The following is a 13,949-nucleotide window of genomic DNA, read 5'->3' on the forward strand; positions in this document are numbered from 1 at the left end:
TGCGCAGCAGTCCCGGAAGGGGATCCAGGCGCTTGGGCATAAGTCCCGCGCGCGCCGGCGCGTGCTGCCCTGGATCCCCTTCCCCTCCGCGGCTGCGCCGCTCCGGCCGGGGATGACGGCGACAATCACCGTTGCCGCGCCTCCCATTCGGGGTGCACGAAAGCCGGCGCGTTGCTGGGCGGCAGCGGGTCGCGCCCGCGGATCAGGTCGGAAGCCTTCTCGCCCAGCATGATGGCCGGCGCGTTCAGGTTGCCAGTGGTGATGGTCGGGAACGTAGAGGTGTCGGCGACCCGCAGCGCCTCCAATCCGATCACCCGCAACTCGGGATCCACCACCGCCATCGGGTCGCCCGCCGCGCCCATGCGGCACGTCCCGCAGGGGTGGTAGGCGCTCTCCAGCTTCTCCCGCAGGAAGGCGTCGATCGCCTCGTCCGAGGTCGCGTCCGCCCCGGGCTGGATCTCCCGCCCGCGATACGGATCGAAGGCCTTCTGGGCGAAGATCTCGCGCGTCAGCCGCACGCAGGCGCGCATCTCCTCCCAGTCCTCGGGATGGCTCATGTAGTTGAAGCGGATCGCCGGCTTGGCGAAGGGGTCCGGCCCGCGCAGCCGCACATGGCCGCGGCTCCTGGAGCGCATCGTCCCCACATGGGCCTGGTACCCATGGGCGCTCGCCAGGCTCTTGCCGTCATACGTGATGGCGAGCGGGAGGAAGTGATACTGGATGTCCGGCCAGCGCACCCCTGCCCGGCTGCGGATGAATCCGCAGCTCTCGAAGTGGTTGGTCGCCCCAAGCCCGTCCTTGAACGCCATCCAGCGCAGGCCGATCAGCAGCTTCGCCCAGGCGCCCATGTGCGTGTAGAGCGTGATCGGCTCGCGGCTCTCCACCTGGAAATAGAATTCCATGTGGTCCTGCAGGTTCTCGCCCACGCCGGGCAGATCCAGCATCACCGGAAGGCCCGCCGCCTGCAGCTCGGCCCCGGGGCCCACGCCCGATAGCTTCAGCAGCACGGGGGAGTTGATGGCGCCTCCCGCCAGGATCACCTCGCGCCGCGCTCGCACCTGCTGCTCCGGATAGGACGCCCCGCCCGGCTTGTAGGCGACGCCCACGGCCCGCCGTCCTTCGAGGATGACGCGGGTGGCCATGGCCCGCGGGATCACGCGCAGGTTGGGCCGCCCCATGGCGGGCCGCAGATAGGCGTTGGCGGCGCTCCACCGCCGGCCCGCGTGGATGGTTCGGTCCATGCGGCCGAAGCCTTCCTGGCGGAAGCCGTTGATGTCGTCCGTCTCCGCATAACCCGCCTGCGTCGCCGCATCCACGAAGGCGCGGTAGAGCGGGTTCTTCATCGGCCCGTAGCTGGTGTGCAGCGGGCCGTCGGAGCCCCGATAGGCGTCGCCGCCCTCCTCGCGCGTTTCGGCGCGCCGGAAGTAGGGCAGCACCCGCGCGTAGTCCCAGCCCTTCGCGCCCTGCTCGGCCCAGCCGTCGAAGTCCTGCGCGTTGCCTCGCACATAGACCATGCCGTTGATGGACGACGACCCGCCCAGCACCTTGCCGCGCGGCACGTGGAACACCCGGCCGTTGAGATGCGGCTCCGGCTCCGTCTCGTAGCGCCAGTCGTATTTCGCCGAGTTCATCGGGATCGACAACGCGCTCGGCATCTGGATGAACGGCGACCAGTCGTTTCCGCCCGCCTCCAGCACGGCGACGGTCACGGAGGGGTCCTCCGTCAGCCGGTTGGCGATGACGCACCCGGCCGAGCCCGCGCCCACGATGACGTAGTCGAAGCTGTCAGGCATGGTCCGCTCGCTCGCCGTCATTGCGAGGAGCGAAGCGACGAAGCAATCCAGGGGCGTCTGGCGGCATCTGGATTGCTTCGCTGCGCTCGCAATGACGGCTCAATTGGCGAACTGCGCGACGCCGCTTCATCAGGCGCGCCACTACGACAAGCCCTCGATCTGACCATCGCGATCGAGCCGGATCTGCTCGGCGGACGGAACCCGCGGCAGGCCCGGCATCGTCATGATCTCACCGCAGATCACCACCAGGAACCCCGCGCCCGCCCGCAGCCGGATCTCGCGGATCGGAACCACGTGCCCGCTCGGGGCGCCACGCAGGTTCGGGTCCGTCGAGAAGGAGTACTGGGTCTTCGCCACGCAGATTGGCAGGTTGCCGAAGCCCGCCGCCTGCAGGTCGCGGAACTGGTTGCGAACCGATTGGTCGGCGATGATGTCGGAGGCTCCGTAGATCTCCGTCGCGATCAGCTTCATCTTGTCCCAAAGCGGCAGCTCGTCCGCATAGAGCGGGTGGAAGCCGTGTCCGTCCAGCCGCCGGCGGCTCTCCGCCAGGCCCACCACCCGTTCGGCCAGTTCCGTGACGCCGTGCGAACCCTCGGCCCAGTGGTTGCAGATCACCGCGTCCACCCCGAGTTGCGAAGCGCAGAACTCCTGGATGAGCCGGTGCTCGGCTTCCGTGTCCGCATGGAAGCGGTTGATGGCGACGATCGTCGGGACGCCGAACTTGCCGACATTGCCCACATGCCGGGCCAGGTTCGCGAGCCCCTTGCGCACGGCCTCCAGGTTCTCGGGCCCGAGCTGGTCCTTCGGCACGCCGCCATGCATCTTAAGCGCCCGGACCGTCGCGACCACCACGGCCGCGGCCGGCGTGAGCCCGGCCTTGCGGCATTTGATGTCGAAGAACTTCTCCGCCCCGAGGTCCGCCCCGAAGCCAGCCTCGGTGACCACGTAGTCGGCGAGCTTCAACGCCGTGCGCGTCGCCACCACAGAGTTGCAGCCATGCGCGATGTTGGCGAAAGGCCCGCCATGCACGAAGGCCGGCGAGCCTTCCAGCGTTTGCACCAGGTTGGGCTGCAGCGCATCCTTCAGCAGAACGGTCATGGCGCCGGCGGCTTTCAGCGCTGCCGCCGTGACCGCCGTCTTGTCGCGGGTGTAGCCCACGATGATGCGCCCGAGCCGCTCCTCCAGATCCCTGAGGTCGCGCGCCAGGCAGAAGATGGCCATGACTTCGGACGCGACCGTGATGTCGAAGCCGTCCTCGCGCGGAAAGCCGTTCGCAACGCCGCCGAGCGAGGAGACGATCTCGCGCAGCGCGCGGTCGTTCATGTCCAGCACGCGCCGCCAGTTGATGCGCCGCGGGTCGAGGCCGAGCTCGTTGCCCCAGTACACATGATTGTCGATCAAAGCGGCGAGCAGGTTGTTGGCCGCCGTGATGGCGTGGAAGTCGCCCGTGAAATGCAGGTTGATCTGCTCCATGGGCACGACCTGGGCGTAGCCCCCGCCGGCCGCGCCGCCCTTCATGCCGAAGCAGGGGCCGAGCGAAGGTTCCCGGATGCAGATCATCGCCTTGCGGCCGATGCGGTTGAGCCCGTCCCCCAAGCCGACCGTCGTGGTCGTCTTGCCCTCGCCCGCAGGCGTCGGGCTGATGGCCGTGACCAGGATCAGCTTGCCGTCAGGGCGTCCCTCCAGGCTCTCGATGAAGTCGAAGCCGACCTTGCCGATGTGCCGTCCGTAAGGATGCAGCGCATCCGCCGGAATGCCGAGCCGCTCGCCGATCGCTTCGATCGGCCGAAGCTTCGCCGCCCGGGCGATCTCGAGGTCTGAGGCCATCATGCGTCCCCCGCGGCCGCCTCATGCGGGCGGCTCCGGGACAGCATTCTGGAGGGCCGATGTCGCCCCGCCGTGAGCCGATGCGCCTCCTTCTGGCCAAAAACCGTCGCGCGCTTCGCGCCGGACGCGCCGCCCCTGACCGGACACGATGAGCGCTCGCACCCACACCTCTCCCGTCCTTGCGAGCGCAGCGAAGCAATCCAGGGGGGCCGATTCAATGCATCAAAGCGAGCCGGCCACGCATAAGCCTCCGTCATCCCCGGCCGGAGCCGCGCAGGCGGCGGAGGGGAAGGGGATCCAGGCCGAACGCCCGGTCCTCCTGGATCCCCTCCCCCGGCCTGATGCGCAGGCCGCCGGGGGTGACGCGCGGGACCTTTGATTTCGCGCGACGGCCTACTCGTCGTCCCCCGCGGAACAGGGCTTCCCGTCCGTGATCTCGTAGAAGTCCGATTTGTCGGCGCAGAAGATGTGCTCGCGGATGAGCAGCCCCGTGGGCGGATCGAGGGCCCCGGCCATGATGCTCGTGGTATCGCCGGCGGTGGGGCGCCAGAACAGGTTGCCGCCGCAACGGCTGCAGAAGCCGCGCTCGGCCGTGTCGGAAGATCGATACCAGGCGAGCGTGCCGTCGGCGCTGAAGGCGATGTCGGCGGTCTTCGCCCGGCTCGCCGCTACGAAGTTGCCGGAGGTCTTGCGGCATTGGCTGCAGTGGCAGGCCACGATGTCCCGCAGGGGCCCGTGGACCGCGAAGGCGACGCCGCCGCACAGGCAGGAGCCTGTCGTCCTCTCGGATCCACTCACTGCAGGCCCCGCCGCTCGTGCGAGGGCGTGCGGCCGAAATGCTCGCTGTAGCACTTGGAGAAGTGCGAGGCCGAGACGAAGCCGCAGGCGAGCCCGATGGTGAGGATCGGCATGGACGTCTGGCGCAGCAGGAACCGCGCCCGATTGAGGCGCAGGCCCAGGTAGTACTTCGTGGGCGCCTCGCCGATGTACTTGCGGAAAAGCCGCTCGAGCTGGCGCGTCGACAGCCCCACCTCGTCGGCGAGCTCGGCGCAGGAGAGCGGCGTCTCCAGGCTCTTCTCCATCTCGGACACCACCGCCAGCAGCTTGGGATGCGCCACGCCGAGGCGCGCCCGCAGTTCCATCCGCTGCCGCTCGTGCGCGTCGCGCTGCCGGTGGTGAATGAGCTGGTCCGTGACCTGAGCGGCGATCTCCGGCCCCTTCTGCTTGGCGATCATCGACAGCATCATGTCGATCGCGGCGGTGCCGCCCGCGCAGGTGAAGCGGTTGCGGTCGATCTCGAACAGCTCCTGCGTCACGTCGATGTCGGCGAACTCCTCCCGGAAGCTGTCGTGGTTCTCCCAATGGATTGTGCATCGGCGGCCGGCCAGCAGCCCGGCCTTGGCGAGCACGTAGGTGCCCGTGCACACGGCGCCGATCTGCACGCCGTAGAAGGCGAGCGTCCGCAGCTTGGAGATGAGCTCCCGGTGGTCGAAACGATGCACGTCGAGGCCGGAGCACACTACCACGGCCGGCATGGGCCCGACGTCGTGGTAGCTGCCGTCCGCCGCGATGCTGACGCCGTTCGAAGCCGTGACCGGTTTGCCGTCCGGCGAGAAGATGCGCCAGCCGTAGAGCGTCCTGCCGGCGCAGCGGTTCGCCAGGCGCAGCGGCTCGATCGCCGACGTGAAGGCGATCATGGAGAAATCCGGCGTCATCAGGAAGCCGAAGGTGTGGACGCTGTCGGGCGTTCCGACCGTGGACGGCGCCGATGCGGGCGCGGGCGGGGCTTCGCCAGACGGCGACAAACCAGGCGTGCGGAACATCGTGACGTTTCCCCTCAGCGACATCACGGCCTCAGCTTCCGCCTGATTGAAGCACGCGGCCTATCGTTTGGCGACATTTCATGTCGCCCGGGGAACAGTCGATGCAGGTTTCTGAGTGGCGTCAGCCCGACGCGGCCGGCTTGGATGCGTCGGATCCGACAGCCGTGAGGCGTGCCCGGCGCCGCTCGGGCCGGGGCTGGGCCTCGCCCTCGCCGGCCGGCCCCTCCGGCCCGCGCCGCAGCGTCTCCAATTCCTGCTGTAGCGCGCGCCGATCCGCCCGCGCCGCCTCGAGCGCCGTGTCCGCCGCGGCCTTTTCGCTCCGCAGCTTCTCGACCAGCTCCGCCCGGTCAGACACCGCGGCGATGTCGACCGCATGGACGCGCTCCGCGGCTGCGAGCGCCGCCTCGGCCCGCAGCGACTCGGCCTCCAGCCTGGCCTTGGCCTGGTCGAGATCCCCGCGCAGCGCCGCCGTCGCCTCGGCGCCCTGCCGCGCCTCCGCGCGCAGCGTCTCGACCAGCCGGTCGCGCTCGTCGCGCTCCTGCGCGAGCGCCTGCGCGCGCTCGTCCAGCGCCGCCCGCCGGGACTCCAGCTCGCTGAGCCGCGCGTCGCGCTCGGCCACCTCGACCCGCGCCTGAGCCAGCCCGCGCTCCGCGTCGGCGAGGCGCGCCTTGAAGCTTTCCAGGGAGGTCTCCAGCGTGGAGATGACGAGCCGCCGCTCCTCCGAGAGCTCCTGGAGCGCCGCGTGCTCGCGCTGCAGCGCCTCCAGTTCCCCGCGCCGCGCCGCAAGGTCCTCGCCGCCAGCCTTGAGCTGCCCGGTGGCGGCCTCGAGATTGGCGGACGCCGCCTCCAGCGAGGCGCGCGTCGCCGCGAGATCGGCCTCCAGCCCAGCGATGGCCTGCGCCCGCGCGTCGACCTCCGCCTGCAGGTCGGCGATGCGCACGGCCCTGCGGCCGAGCTCCGCCATGTCCTCCGCATGCGCCCGCGCCGCCGCCTCGGCGCGCATCTCGACGCGCCGCGCCTCCACGGCCATTTCGGCGCGGAGGTGGTCGCGCTCCGCCGCGATCTCCGCCATGGACAGGGGAAGCCGCGCCTCCACGCGCCGCCGCGCGAGCCGCTCGGCCCGCCGGGATAGCGCGGGCAACACCAGGATCGCCAGCAGGGCCGCCGCGAGGAAGCCCAGGGCGAAGATCATGCCCGTTTCGATCACCGCCGGGGGCCTCTCCGATCACTGTCGCCCGCGAGCATGGCACGCCTCGGGCGATGTTTCCAACCCGGAACGCGCATCCGGTGAGCGCCAAGGCGCCGCAAGGGCGTCAGAACGGGTTCCACGTCGCGTTGGGCGTGAACTTGAGATAGCCGACATTGACCCCGAGCCGGGCGCCGACGCCCGCGCTGATCGGCACGACCACCATCTGGTCCGCCACCAGCGCGGTCATCCCGAAGCCTCCGACGAAATAGGCCGAGCCGTCCACTCCGCCGAAGCGCTGGAACAGCGCCTCCGTGGACGGCATGTTGTAGACCAGCATCATCGTGCGCGCGCCCTGTCCGCCGAAGTCGAAGCCGAAAGACGGCCCCTGCCAGAACACGCGACGGTCGCCGGCGTTCCGCGTGTAGAGCACGCCTTCGCCATAGCGCAGGCCGCCCACGAACGCCGCCCCGCCCTCCTGGCCGAGGATGTAGCCGTTCGGCTGGCCCCAGCGCCGCGTCGCTTCCTCGATGGTCAGCGCCAGCCCGCGGCTGACGTTGCCGAAGAAGCGGTGGCCGGAGTTGACCAGCTCGTCCGACGAATAGGTGCTGGGCGGAGGGCTGTGGCGATACTGGGCGAAGGCCGTATCGGCCGAGACCAGGGCGAGGATGACGAGGGCGGCACGGGCCAGAAGGCGCATGCTGGATGTCATGAAGCTCCTCCGCTTCGCGCGCAGGGGTCGAGCGACCGGCCGCCAAGGACCGCGTCAACCCAACCGCAAGCGCCGTCGTGCTAGATGCGGCCGGACGGCCGCATGGATCGAATCACCCACATGTTAGACTCTGGACGAAGTGTGTCGCAGGCAAGGCCCTTTCGCGCCGCCATCTTGGCCCTGGCCTTGGCGCTCGGGCCGGCGGCCGCCGGCGCGGCCCAGGATTACGGGCTCACCACCCAGCGGGTCGTCGTGGACCCGCTCTCCGGCATCGCGCTCTTCGGCTACGACCCGGTGGCCTATTTCGTGGATGGCAAGCCCGTCCCGGGAAGCCCGGACCACGAGTGGCGCTGGTCGGGAGCCACCTGGCGCTTCGCCTCGGCGGCCAACAAGGCCGAATTCCAGCGCGCGCCGGAGTCCTTCGCGCCCGCCTATGGCGGCTACGACGCCGACGCCGTGCTCAGGCGGTCTCCGGTCGCCGCCGACCCCAGCGTCTTCGCCGTCCGGGACGAGCGGCTGTTCCTGTTCCGCTCGCCCGAGGCCCGGGACGCCTTCTTCGCCACGGGCGGGCCGGCGGCGGCGGACCAGATCTGGCCCGGGCTCCTGGCCGAATTGTCGCCGTAACGGGGGCGCTCCCTTGCTTGTGGGCGCCGCCGCCTTTCATCGAAGCGCCATGCGGTGTATCGGCAGGAAGGCGGCCTTTGCCGATTCGGCGGCGGACGGCGGAGAACAGGACATGACGGCCATCACCCTCGACGCTCTCGACCTCGCGGCTTTGCTGTGCAGCCGCGTCTGCCATGACGTCATCAGCCCGGTCGGGGCGATCGTGAACGGCCTCGAGGTCCTGGAGGACGAGAAGGACGAGTCCATGCGCGGCTTCGCGCAGGACCTCATCAAGAAGAGCGCCCGGCAGGCCTCCGCCCGCCTCCAGTTCGCCCGCCTCGCCTTCGGCGCGGCCGGGTCGGCCGGCGCCGCCATCGACACCGGCGACGCCGAGCAGGTCGCGCGCGGATTCATCGCCGACGACCGCACGACCCTCAACTGGACCGCCCCGCGGGTTCTCCTGCCGAAGAACCAGGTCAAGCTGCTCCTCAATCTCCTGGTGATCGCCACCACCGCGGTTCCACGCGGCGGCGTGATCAGCGTCACCCTGACGGTGGAGGGCGACATCGGCACGTTCCTGATCACCGCCAAGGGCATCAACGCGCGCATTCCCTCGGCCGCGCCCTCGCTGCTGGCGGGCGCCCCGGAGAGCGGCACGGTGGACGCCCACGGCATCCAGCCCTTCTACACGGGGCTGATCGCCCGCGCCGCCAACATGACCGTCGACCTGTCGATCGAGGGCGACACGGTCACGATCTCGGCGAAGCCCAAGGCCGCCTGAGCGACGCAGGCGGATCACCGCCTCCTGGAGGCTGCAGATCGGCCTCCCCCGTCCTTGCGAGCGAAGCGAAGCGATCCAGGGCCTCCAAGGCCGGTCGCACGCGCGTCTGCATCCTCAGGTCAACCGGCGCGTCCACCTGACCGTCATCCCCGGGCTCGTCCCGGGGATCCACGCCCGGGACGGCGCGGTGGATGGCCGGGACAAGCCCGGCCACGACGGCGTGTTTTGCGCTATTGCGAGCGAAGCGAAGCGATCCAGTGGACCGCCCGGCTCCTGGATTGCTTCGTCGCTGCGCTCCTCGCAAGGACGGCCGGGGCTTCAAGGCGACCGCGCGTCCGGCATTTGCTCGACATCTGTTCAACCGATCATCAACGGTTGATGGGGCATGAATGGGTTTGGCGCCGGACGCGGCGCCGAACCGGGAAGCCCCATGGACGACGTTCTCCGCGAATTTCTGACCGAGACCTTCGAAACGGTCGAGAACGTCGATCGCCAACTCGTCCAGTTCGAGCGCGAGCCCAACAACGCGACCATGCTCGCGCACATCTTCCGCCTGGTGCACACCATCAAGGGCACCTGTGGGTTCCTGGGCCTGCCGCGGCTGGAGGCGCTCTCCCACGCCGCCGAGTCCCTGATTAGCCGCTTCCGCGAGGGCGCTCCGGTCACCACGGAAGCCGTGACCCTGATCCTGAGCACGATCGACCGGATCAAGATGATCCTGAAGGTCCTGGAGGAGACCCAGGCCGAGCCCGAGGGCGGCGACGCCGATCTGATCGCCGAACTCACCGCGCAGGCCGACGGACGCGTTCAGGAACACGCGCCCGAGCCGGCCAGGCCGACGCCCCTCCCGCCCCTTCCCCGGCCGGAAGCTCCAGCGGCGGCGCCTCCTCGGGTCCAGCAGCCGGCGCCGCAGGCGGAACCGGACGAGCCGCCCCGCGCCCGGCAGGCCAGCCCGGCCCGGCCGGCCCCCGCTCGCAATGGCGCGCAGGGGACCGGGATCGCCCAATCCATCCGGGTCGGGCTCGACACCCTGGAAGGTCTCATGACCATGGTGTCCGAGCTGGTGCTCACCCGCAACCAGCTGGTCGAACTGGCGCGCCACGACGAGAACAGCGCCTTCAAGGCCCCCCTGCAACGCTTGTCGAGCGTCACCGCCGAGTTGCAGGAGCGGGTCATGAAGACCCGCATGCAGCCCATCAGCACGGCCTGGCAGAAGCTGCCGCGTCTCGTGCGCGATCTCTGCGCCGAGCTAGGCAAGGACATCGAGCTCATCCTCACCGGCGCCGACACCGAGCTCGACCGGCAGGTGCTGGAGCTCGTCAAGGACCCCTTCACCCACCTCATCCGCAACGCGGCCGACCACGCCATCGAGACGCCGGAGGAGCGCCGCCGCGCCGGCAAGCCGCCCCGCGGGTCGATCCGGATCTCCGCCGCTCACGAGAGCGGCACGATCACCATCGAGGTGGCGGACGACGGGCGCGGGCTGGACGTGGCCCGCGTCGCCGCAAAGGCCCTGGAACGCGGTCTCGTCACGCCCGCCGAGCTCGAGCGCATGAGCGACGAGCGCATCGCCCGCTTCATCTTCGAGCCGGGCTTCACGACTATCGACCACGTGTCCCATGTGTCCGGGCGCGGCGTCGGCATGGACGTCGTGCGCGCCAATATCGAGCTCATTGGCGGCTCCGTCGACATCCGGTGGACGCCGGGCCAGGGCTCGACCTTCACCATGAAGATCCCGCTCACCCTGGCCATAGTGGCGGCCCTGATCATCGAATCCGGCGGCCACCGCTTCGCCATCCCGCAGGTCGCCGTGGTGGAGCTTGTGCAGCCGCGCGGCTCCTCCGAGCACCGGCTGGAGTCCATCAACGGGGCCTCCCTGCTGCGCCTGCGCGACACCCTGCTTCCGGTGGTCCGCCTGAGTTCGATCCTGGGTTTCGACAAGCCCGGCCAGCGGCTCGATCCCGAGGACGGCTTCGTCGTGGTGCTGAAGCTCGGCAAGCGCTCCTTCGGCCTCATGGTGGACAAGGTGTTCCACACGGAGGAGATCGTCGTGAAGCCGATCTCCAACATCCTGAAGCCGATCAACATCTTCTCCGGCAACACGATCCTGGGCGACGGCCGGGTGATCCTGATCCTGGACCCCAATGGCGTCGTCCAGAGGATCGGCCCCAGCCCGGCGGCGAGCCGCCAGGAGCGCGAGGACATGGCCCCTCGCCGCCGCGTCCAGGAAGACAAGAGCTCATTCCTCGTGTTTCGCGCCGGCGAGGGCGAGCTCAAGGCGGTGCCCCTGGCCGCCGTCACCCGCCTGGAGGAATTCGAGGTCTCCAAGATCGAGGCGATCGGGGGACGCATCGTCGCCCAGTACCGGGGCGACCTCATTCCCATCGTCCCGGCCGTGCCGGGCGCGCCACTTCATGAGAGCGGCATCCAGCCGGTGCTGGTCTTCTCGGAGGGCGACCGGACGGCGGGCATCGCGGTGGACGAGATCGTCGACATCGTTGAGGACCACCTGGAGATCAAGTCGACCGGGCAGGCGCCGGGCGTGATCGGCTCCGCCGTGATCCGGAGCCGGGCCACCGAGATCATCGACGTCGCCCATTTTCTGCGCCAGGCCCACCCGGATTGGTTCGAAACTCCCGCCCAGCCCTCGCGCGCCAGGTCCAACCGCGTTCTGCTGGTGGACGGGGCGCCCTTTTTCCGCGGCATGCTGGCCCCTGCCCTCAAGGCGGCCGGCTACGACGTGGTCGCCCTGGCCGAGTTCGATGCGGCGCTCACAGTGCTTCAGCGCAGCGCCGAAAGCTTCGCGGTGGTCGTCGCCGACATCGAGTCGCGCGGCCGCAACGGCTTCGACCTTGTGGAGGGATTGCAGGTCGACAGCCGGACCGCGGATCTGCCGGTGATCGGCATGGCTTCGCGGCTGCAGCCCGCGGCCCTGGAGCGCGCGCGGGCGCTCGGCGTCTTCGACGTGGTGGCCAAGTTCGACCGCAACGGCCTCATCGAGGCGATCGGCGAAGCCATCCAGCAGCGTGAGGCGGAGGCCGCATGACCCTGATGCCCCGTTCCGGATTCGCAGATGCCGAAGCCGCCGCCGAAACCCGCGACTACGTCACGGTGCTGGTGGATGGACAGCTGTTCGGCCTGCCCATCGAATGCGTCCATGACGTGTTCATCGCCTCGGAGATCACGCCGGTGCCCCTGGCGCCCCCGGAAGTCGCCGGGCTCCTGAACCTGCGCGGCCGGGTCGTGACCACCCTGTCCCTGCGCCGCATCCTGCGCCTGGAAGAAGGCGAAGCGCGCCCCGGCCGCATGGTGGTGGGCGTCGAATACGCCGGCGAATCCTTTGGGCTGGCGGTCGACGGCGTGGGCGAGGTGCTCAGCCTCAGCGTCTCCGACCTGCAGCTCAACCCCATCAACCTCGATCCGCGCTGGGCCCGCATCGCCAAGGGCGTGCATTGGCTGGAGAACGGGTTGCTGGTCGTCATCGATATCGAAGCCGTGCTCGGGTCCGGGTCCGCCGAGGCCCCGCGCGCCTCTGCCTTTCCGCCGCAAAAAGGATTTCAGCCGTGAAGCATTGCCTGATCGTCGACGACTCTCCTGTTATCCGCAAGGTGACCCGCCGCATCCTGGAAGCCCTCGATTTCGAGATCGAGGAGGCGGACGACGGCCAGCAGGCCCTCGATAGCTGCCGGCGCCGCATGCCGGAGGCGGTCATCGTCGACAGCCTGATGCCCGAGATGGACGGCTTCGCCTTCGTGCGGGCCCTGCGCCAGACCCCTGGCGGCGGCGCGCCGAAGATCCTGCTGCTCAACACCGAATACGACGTCGCCATCATGGCCCGCGCCATCCACGCCGGCGCGGACGACGTCGTCCTCAAGCCTTTCGACAGGTCCCAGATCACCCAGAAGCTCGAAGGCGTCGGCCTGGCCTGAAGAACGAGTTCAACTCCGTCATCCCCGGCGCGCCGCAGGCGCGGGAAGGGGATCCAGGGGCAAGGCGCGCACTGCCCTGGATCCCCTTCCCCTCCGCCGCTGCGCGGCTCCGGCCGGGGATGACGAGGCCGCGTGTCCTGGCCCTTGAATCATTCGAACGAGGGCTGCGCCGCAGGAACGCGGCCGTCATCCCCGGCGCGCCGAAGGCGCGGGAAGGGGATCCGAGGCGAGGCGCGCATGGCCCTAGGCCCCCTTCCCCTCCGCCGCCGCGCGGCTCCAGCCGGGAATGACGGGGCGCCCGCCAAGACCGTGGCTCAAAGCGAATGCGGAACGGGATGGCCGTCCCGCTGGCGTCGGGGAGCGCCACATACGAAAAGCCCCGCCGAAGCGGGGCTGATCGTCTCGGATGGCCCGTGGCCTCAGGCCGGGATGCGCTCGTCGTTCTCCGAAGGCTCGCGCAGCACGTAGCCGCGGCCCCAGACCGTTTCGATGTAGTTCTTGCCCTGCGAGGCGTTGGCGAGCTTCTTGCGCAGCTTGCAGATGAACACGTCGATGATCTTCAGCTCCGGCTCGTCCATGCCGCCGTAGAGATGGTTGAGGAACATCTCCTTGGTGAGCGTGGTGCCCTTGCGCAGGCTCAGGAGCTCCAGCATCTGGTACTCCTTGCCGGTCAGGTGCACGCGCGAGCCCGACACCTCGACGGTCTTCTGGTCGAGATTGACGATCAGGTCGCCTGTGGTGATGACCGACTGCGCGTGGCCCTTCGAGCGGCGCACGATGGCGTGGATGCGCGCCACCAGCTCGTCCTTGTGGAACGGCTTGGTGAGGTAGTCGTCCGCCCCGAACCCGAGCCCCCGGACCTTGTCCTCGATCCCGGCCAGGCCGGAGAGGATCAGGATGGGCGTCTTGACCTTGGCGACGCGCAGGCTGCGCAGCACCTCGTAGCCGGACATGTCCGGCAGGTTCAGGTCGAGCAGGATGATGTCGTAGTCGTACAGCTTCCCGAGGTCGATGCCTTCCTCGCCGAGATCCGTCGTATAGACGTTGAAGTTCTCGGACTTGAGCATCAGTTCGATGCTCTGGGCTGTAGCGCTGTCGTCTTCGATGAGAAGTATGCGCATTTCAGATCTCCAAGCTCGTCCCTTGGTCCGCGACCGCAGCATCGACCGGCGGGACCCGGCTGAAGCTCTCAAACGCCCTCGCAGGCGCCCTGTTGATTTCGACTCGCAACGCTACGCCGTAATGGTTAACAAAACCTGATTCTGATCCGCAAGCGCCATGCGGCCCGATCTCCA

Annotated in this window: 12 protein-coding genes; 5 read left to right on the forward strand and 7 right to left on the reverse strand. The window is 69.3% G+C overall.

Features of this window, described 5'->3' with window-relative positions; translation table 11 throughout:
* Positions 1-125: 125 nt before the first annotated feature.
* The 6 genes from betA to SLNSH_RS00555 all read right to left on the reverse strand — a co-directional run bounded on the left by betA (position 126) and on the right by SLNSH_RS00555 (position 7,341).
* On the reverse strand, positions 126-1,793 hold the full coding sequence (gene betA / locus SLNSH_RS00530; protein ID WP_106334693.1) for a choline dehydrogenase: 1,668 nt from the start codon (positions 1,791-1,793) through the stop codon (positions 126-128).
* A 141-nt stretch (positions 1,794-1,934) separates the two neighbouring features.
* The gene (locus SLNSH_RS00535; protein ID WP_106334887.1) at positions 1,935-3,620 is read right to left on the reverse strand and encodes a formate--tetrahydrofolate ligase; all 1,686 of its coding nucleotides are present in this window, start codon (positions 3,618-3,620) and stop codon (positions 1,935-1,937) included.
* Positions 3,621-4,013: 393 nt separating this feature from the next.
* Complete coding sequence (locus tag SLNSH_RS00540) at positions 4,014-4,418, reverse strand: GFA family protein (protein ID WP_106334694.1); 405 nt, start codon at positions 4,416-4,418, stop codon at positions 4,014-4,016.
* The gene (locus tag SLNSH_RS00545; protein ID WP_245421920.1) at positions 4,415-5,467 is read right to left on the reverse strand and encodes a GlxA family transcriptional regulator; all 1,053 of its coding nucleotides are present in this window, start codon (positions 5,465-5,467) and stop codon (positions 4,415-4,417) included. The genes SLNSH_RS00540 and SLNSH_RS00545 overlap by 4 nt, the downstream gene beginning before the upstream one ends.
* A gap of 97 nt (positions 5,468-5,564) precedes the next feature.
* Positions 5,565-6,635, reverse strand: coding sequence for a coiled-coil domain-containing protein (locus SLNSH_RS00550; protein WP_146140141.1), 1,071 nt, complete (start codon positions 6,633-6,635; stop codon positions 5,565-5,567).
* Between the two features lie 121 nt (positions 6,636-6,756).
* Positions 6,757-7,341 carry a DUF1134 domain-containing protein gene (locus SLNSH_RS00555; RefSeq protein ID WP_106334696.1) on the reverse strand — a complete coding sequence of 195 codons (585 nt, stop codon included), beginning with the start codon at positions 7,339-7,341 and terminating at the stop codon, positions 6,757-6,759.
* A gap of 141 nt (positions 7,342-7,482) precedes the next feature.
* Between SLNSH_RS00555 and SLNSH_RS00560 the strand changes: the two genes are divergently transcribed.
* From SLNSH_RS00560 to SLNSH_RS00585, 5 genes are all read left to right on the forward strand, one after another.
* The gene (locus tag SLNSH_RS00560) at positions 7,483-7,965 is read left to right on the forward strand and encodes a YHS domain-containing (seleno)protein (RefSeq protein WP_245421922.1); all 483 of its coding nucleotides are present in this window, start codon (positions 7,483-7,485) and stop codon (positions 7,963-7,965) included.
* 112 nt (positions 7,966-8,077) lie between these two features.
* Entirely contained in the window at positions 8,078-8,725 is a 648-nt protein-coding gene (gene chpT / locus SLNSH_RS00565) for a histidine phosphotransferase ChpT (protein WP_106334697.1), read from the forward strand.
* A gap of 430 nt (positions 8,726-9,155) precedes the next feature.
* Positions 9,156-11,771 carry a hybrid sensor histidine kinase/response regulator gene (locus SLNSH_RS00575; RefSeq protein ID WP_106334699.1) on the forward strand — a complete coding sequence of 872 codons (2,616 nt, stop codon included), beginning with the start codon at positions 9,156-9,158 and terminating at the stop codon, positions 11,769-11,771.
* Positions 11,768-12,292 (forward strand): chemotaxis protein CheW, encoded by a 525-nt coding sequence (locus tag SLNSH_RS00580; RefSeq protein WP_106334700.1) that lies wholly within the window; start codon positions 11,768-11,770, stop codon positions 12,290-12,292. The genes SLNSH_RS00575 and SLNSH_RS00580 overlap by 4 nt, the downstream gene beginning before the upstream one ends.
* Positions 12,289-12,654, forward strand: coding sequence for a response regulator (locus SLNSH_RS00585; RefSeq protein ID WP_106334701.1), 366 nt, complete (start codon positions 12,289-12,291; stop codon positions 12,652-12,654). Before SLNSH_RS00580 ends, SLNSH_RS00585 begins: the two co-directional genes overlap by 4 nt.
* Positions 12,655-13,073: 419 nt before the next feature.
* Here the strand turns inward: SLNSH_RS00585 and ctrA are convergent, their stop codons facing one another.
* Positions 13,074-13,775: a response regulator transcription factor CtrA gene (gene ctrA / locus SLNSH_RS00590; RefSeq protein WP_106334702.1), complete on the reverse strand. Its 702-nt coding sequence runs from the start codon at positions 13,773-13,775 to the stop codon at positions 13,074-13,076.
* Positions 13,776-13,949: the final 174 nt, after the last annotated feature.

It is taken from the genome of Alsobacter soli, from assembly GCF_003004785.1.
Classification (GTDB): Bacteria; Pseudomonadota; Alphaproteobacteria; order Rhizobiales; family Beijerinckiaceae; genus Alsobacter; species Alsobacter soli.

Bases quoted from the DNA above. Each gene is read 5' to 3' on its own strand.
- betA (WP_106334693.1), bottom strand. From the start codon at position 1,793: ATGCCTGACAGCTTCGACTACGTCATCGTGGGCGCGGGCTCGGCCGGG.
- SLNSH_RS00535 (WP_106334887.1), bottom strand. From the start codon at position 3,620: ATGGCCTCAGACCTCGAGATCGCCCGGGCGGCGAAGCTTCGGCCGATC.
- SLNSH_RS00545 (WP_245421920.1), bottom strand. From the start codon at position 5,467: ATGTCGCTGAGGGGAAACGTCACGATGTTCCGCACGCCTGGTTTGTCG.
- SLNSH_RS00550 (WP_146140141.1), bottom strand. From the start codon at position 6,635: ATGATCTTCGCCCTGGGCTTCCTCGCGGCGGCCCTGCTGGCGATCCTG.
- SLNSH_RS00555 (WP_106334696.1), bottom strand. From the start codon at position 7,341: ATGACATCCAGCATGCGCCTTCTGGCCCGTGCCGCCCTCGTCATCCTC.
- chpT (WP_106334697.1), top strand. From the start codon at position 8,078: ATGACGGCCATCACCCTCGACGCTCTCGACCTCGCGGCTTTGCTGTGC.
- SLNSH_RS00575 (WP_106334699.1), top strand. From the start codon at position 9,156: ATGGACGACGTTCTCCGCGAATTTCTGACCGAGACCTTCGAAACGGTC.
- SLNSH_RS00580 (WP_106334700.1), top strand. From the start codon at position 11,768: ATGACCCTGATGCCCCGTTCCGGATTCGCAGATGCCGAAGCCGCCGCC.
- ctrA (WP_106334702.1), bottom strand. From the start codon at position 13,775: ATGCGCATACTTCTCATCGAAGACGACAGCGCTACAGCCCAGAGCATC.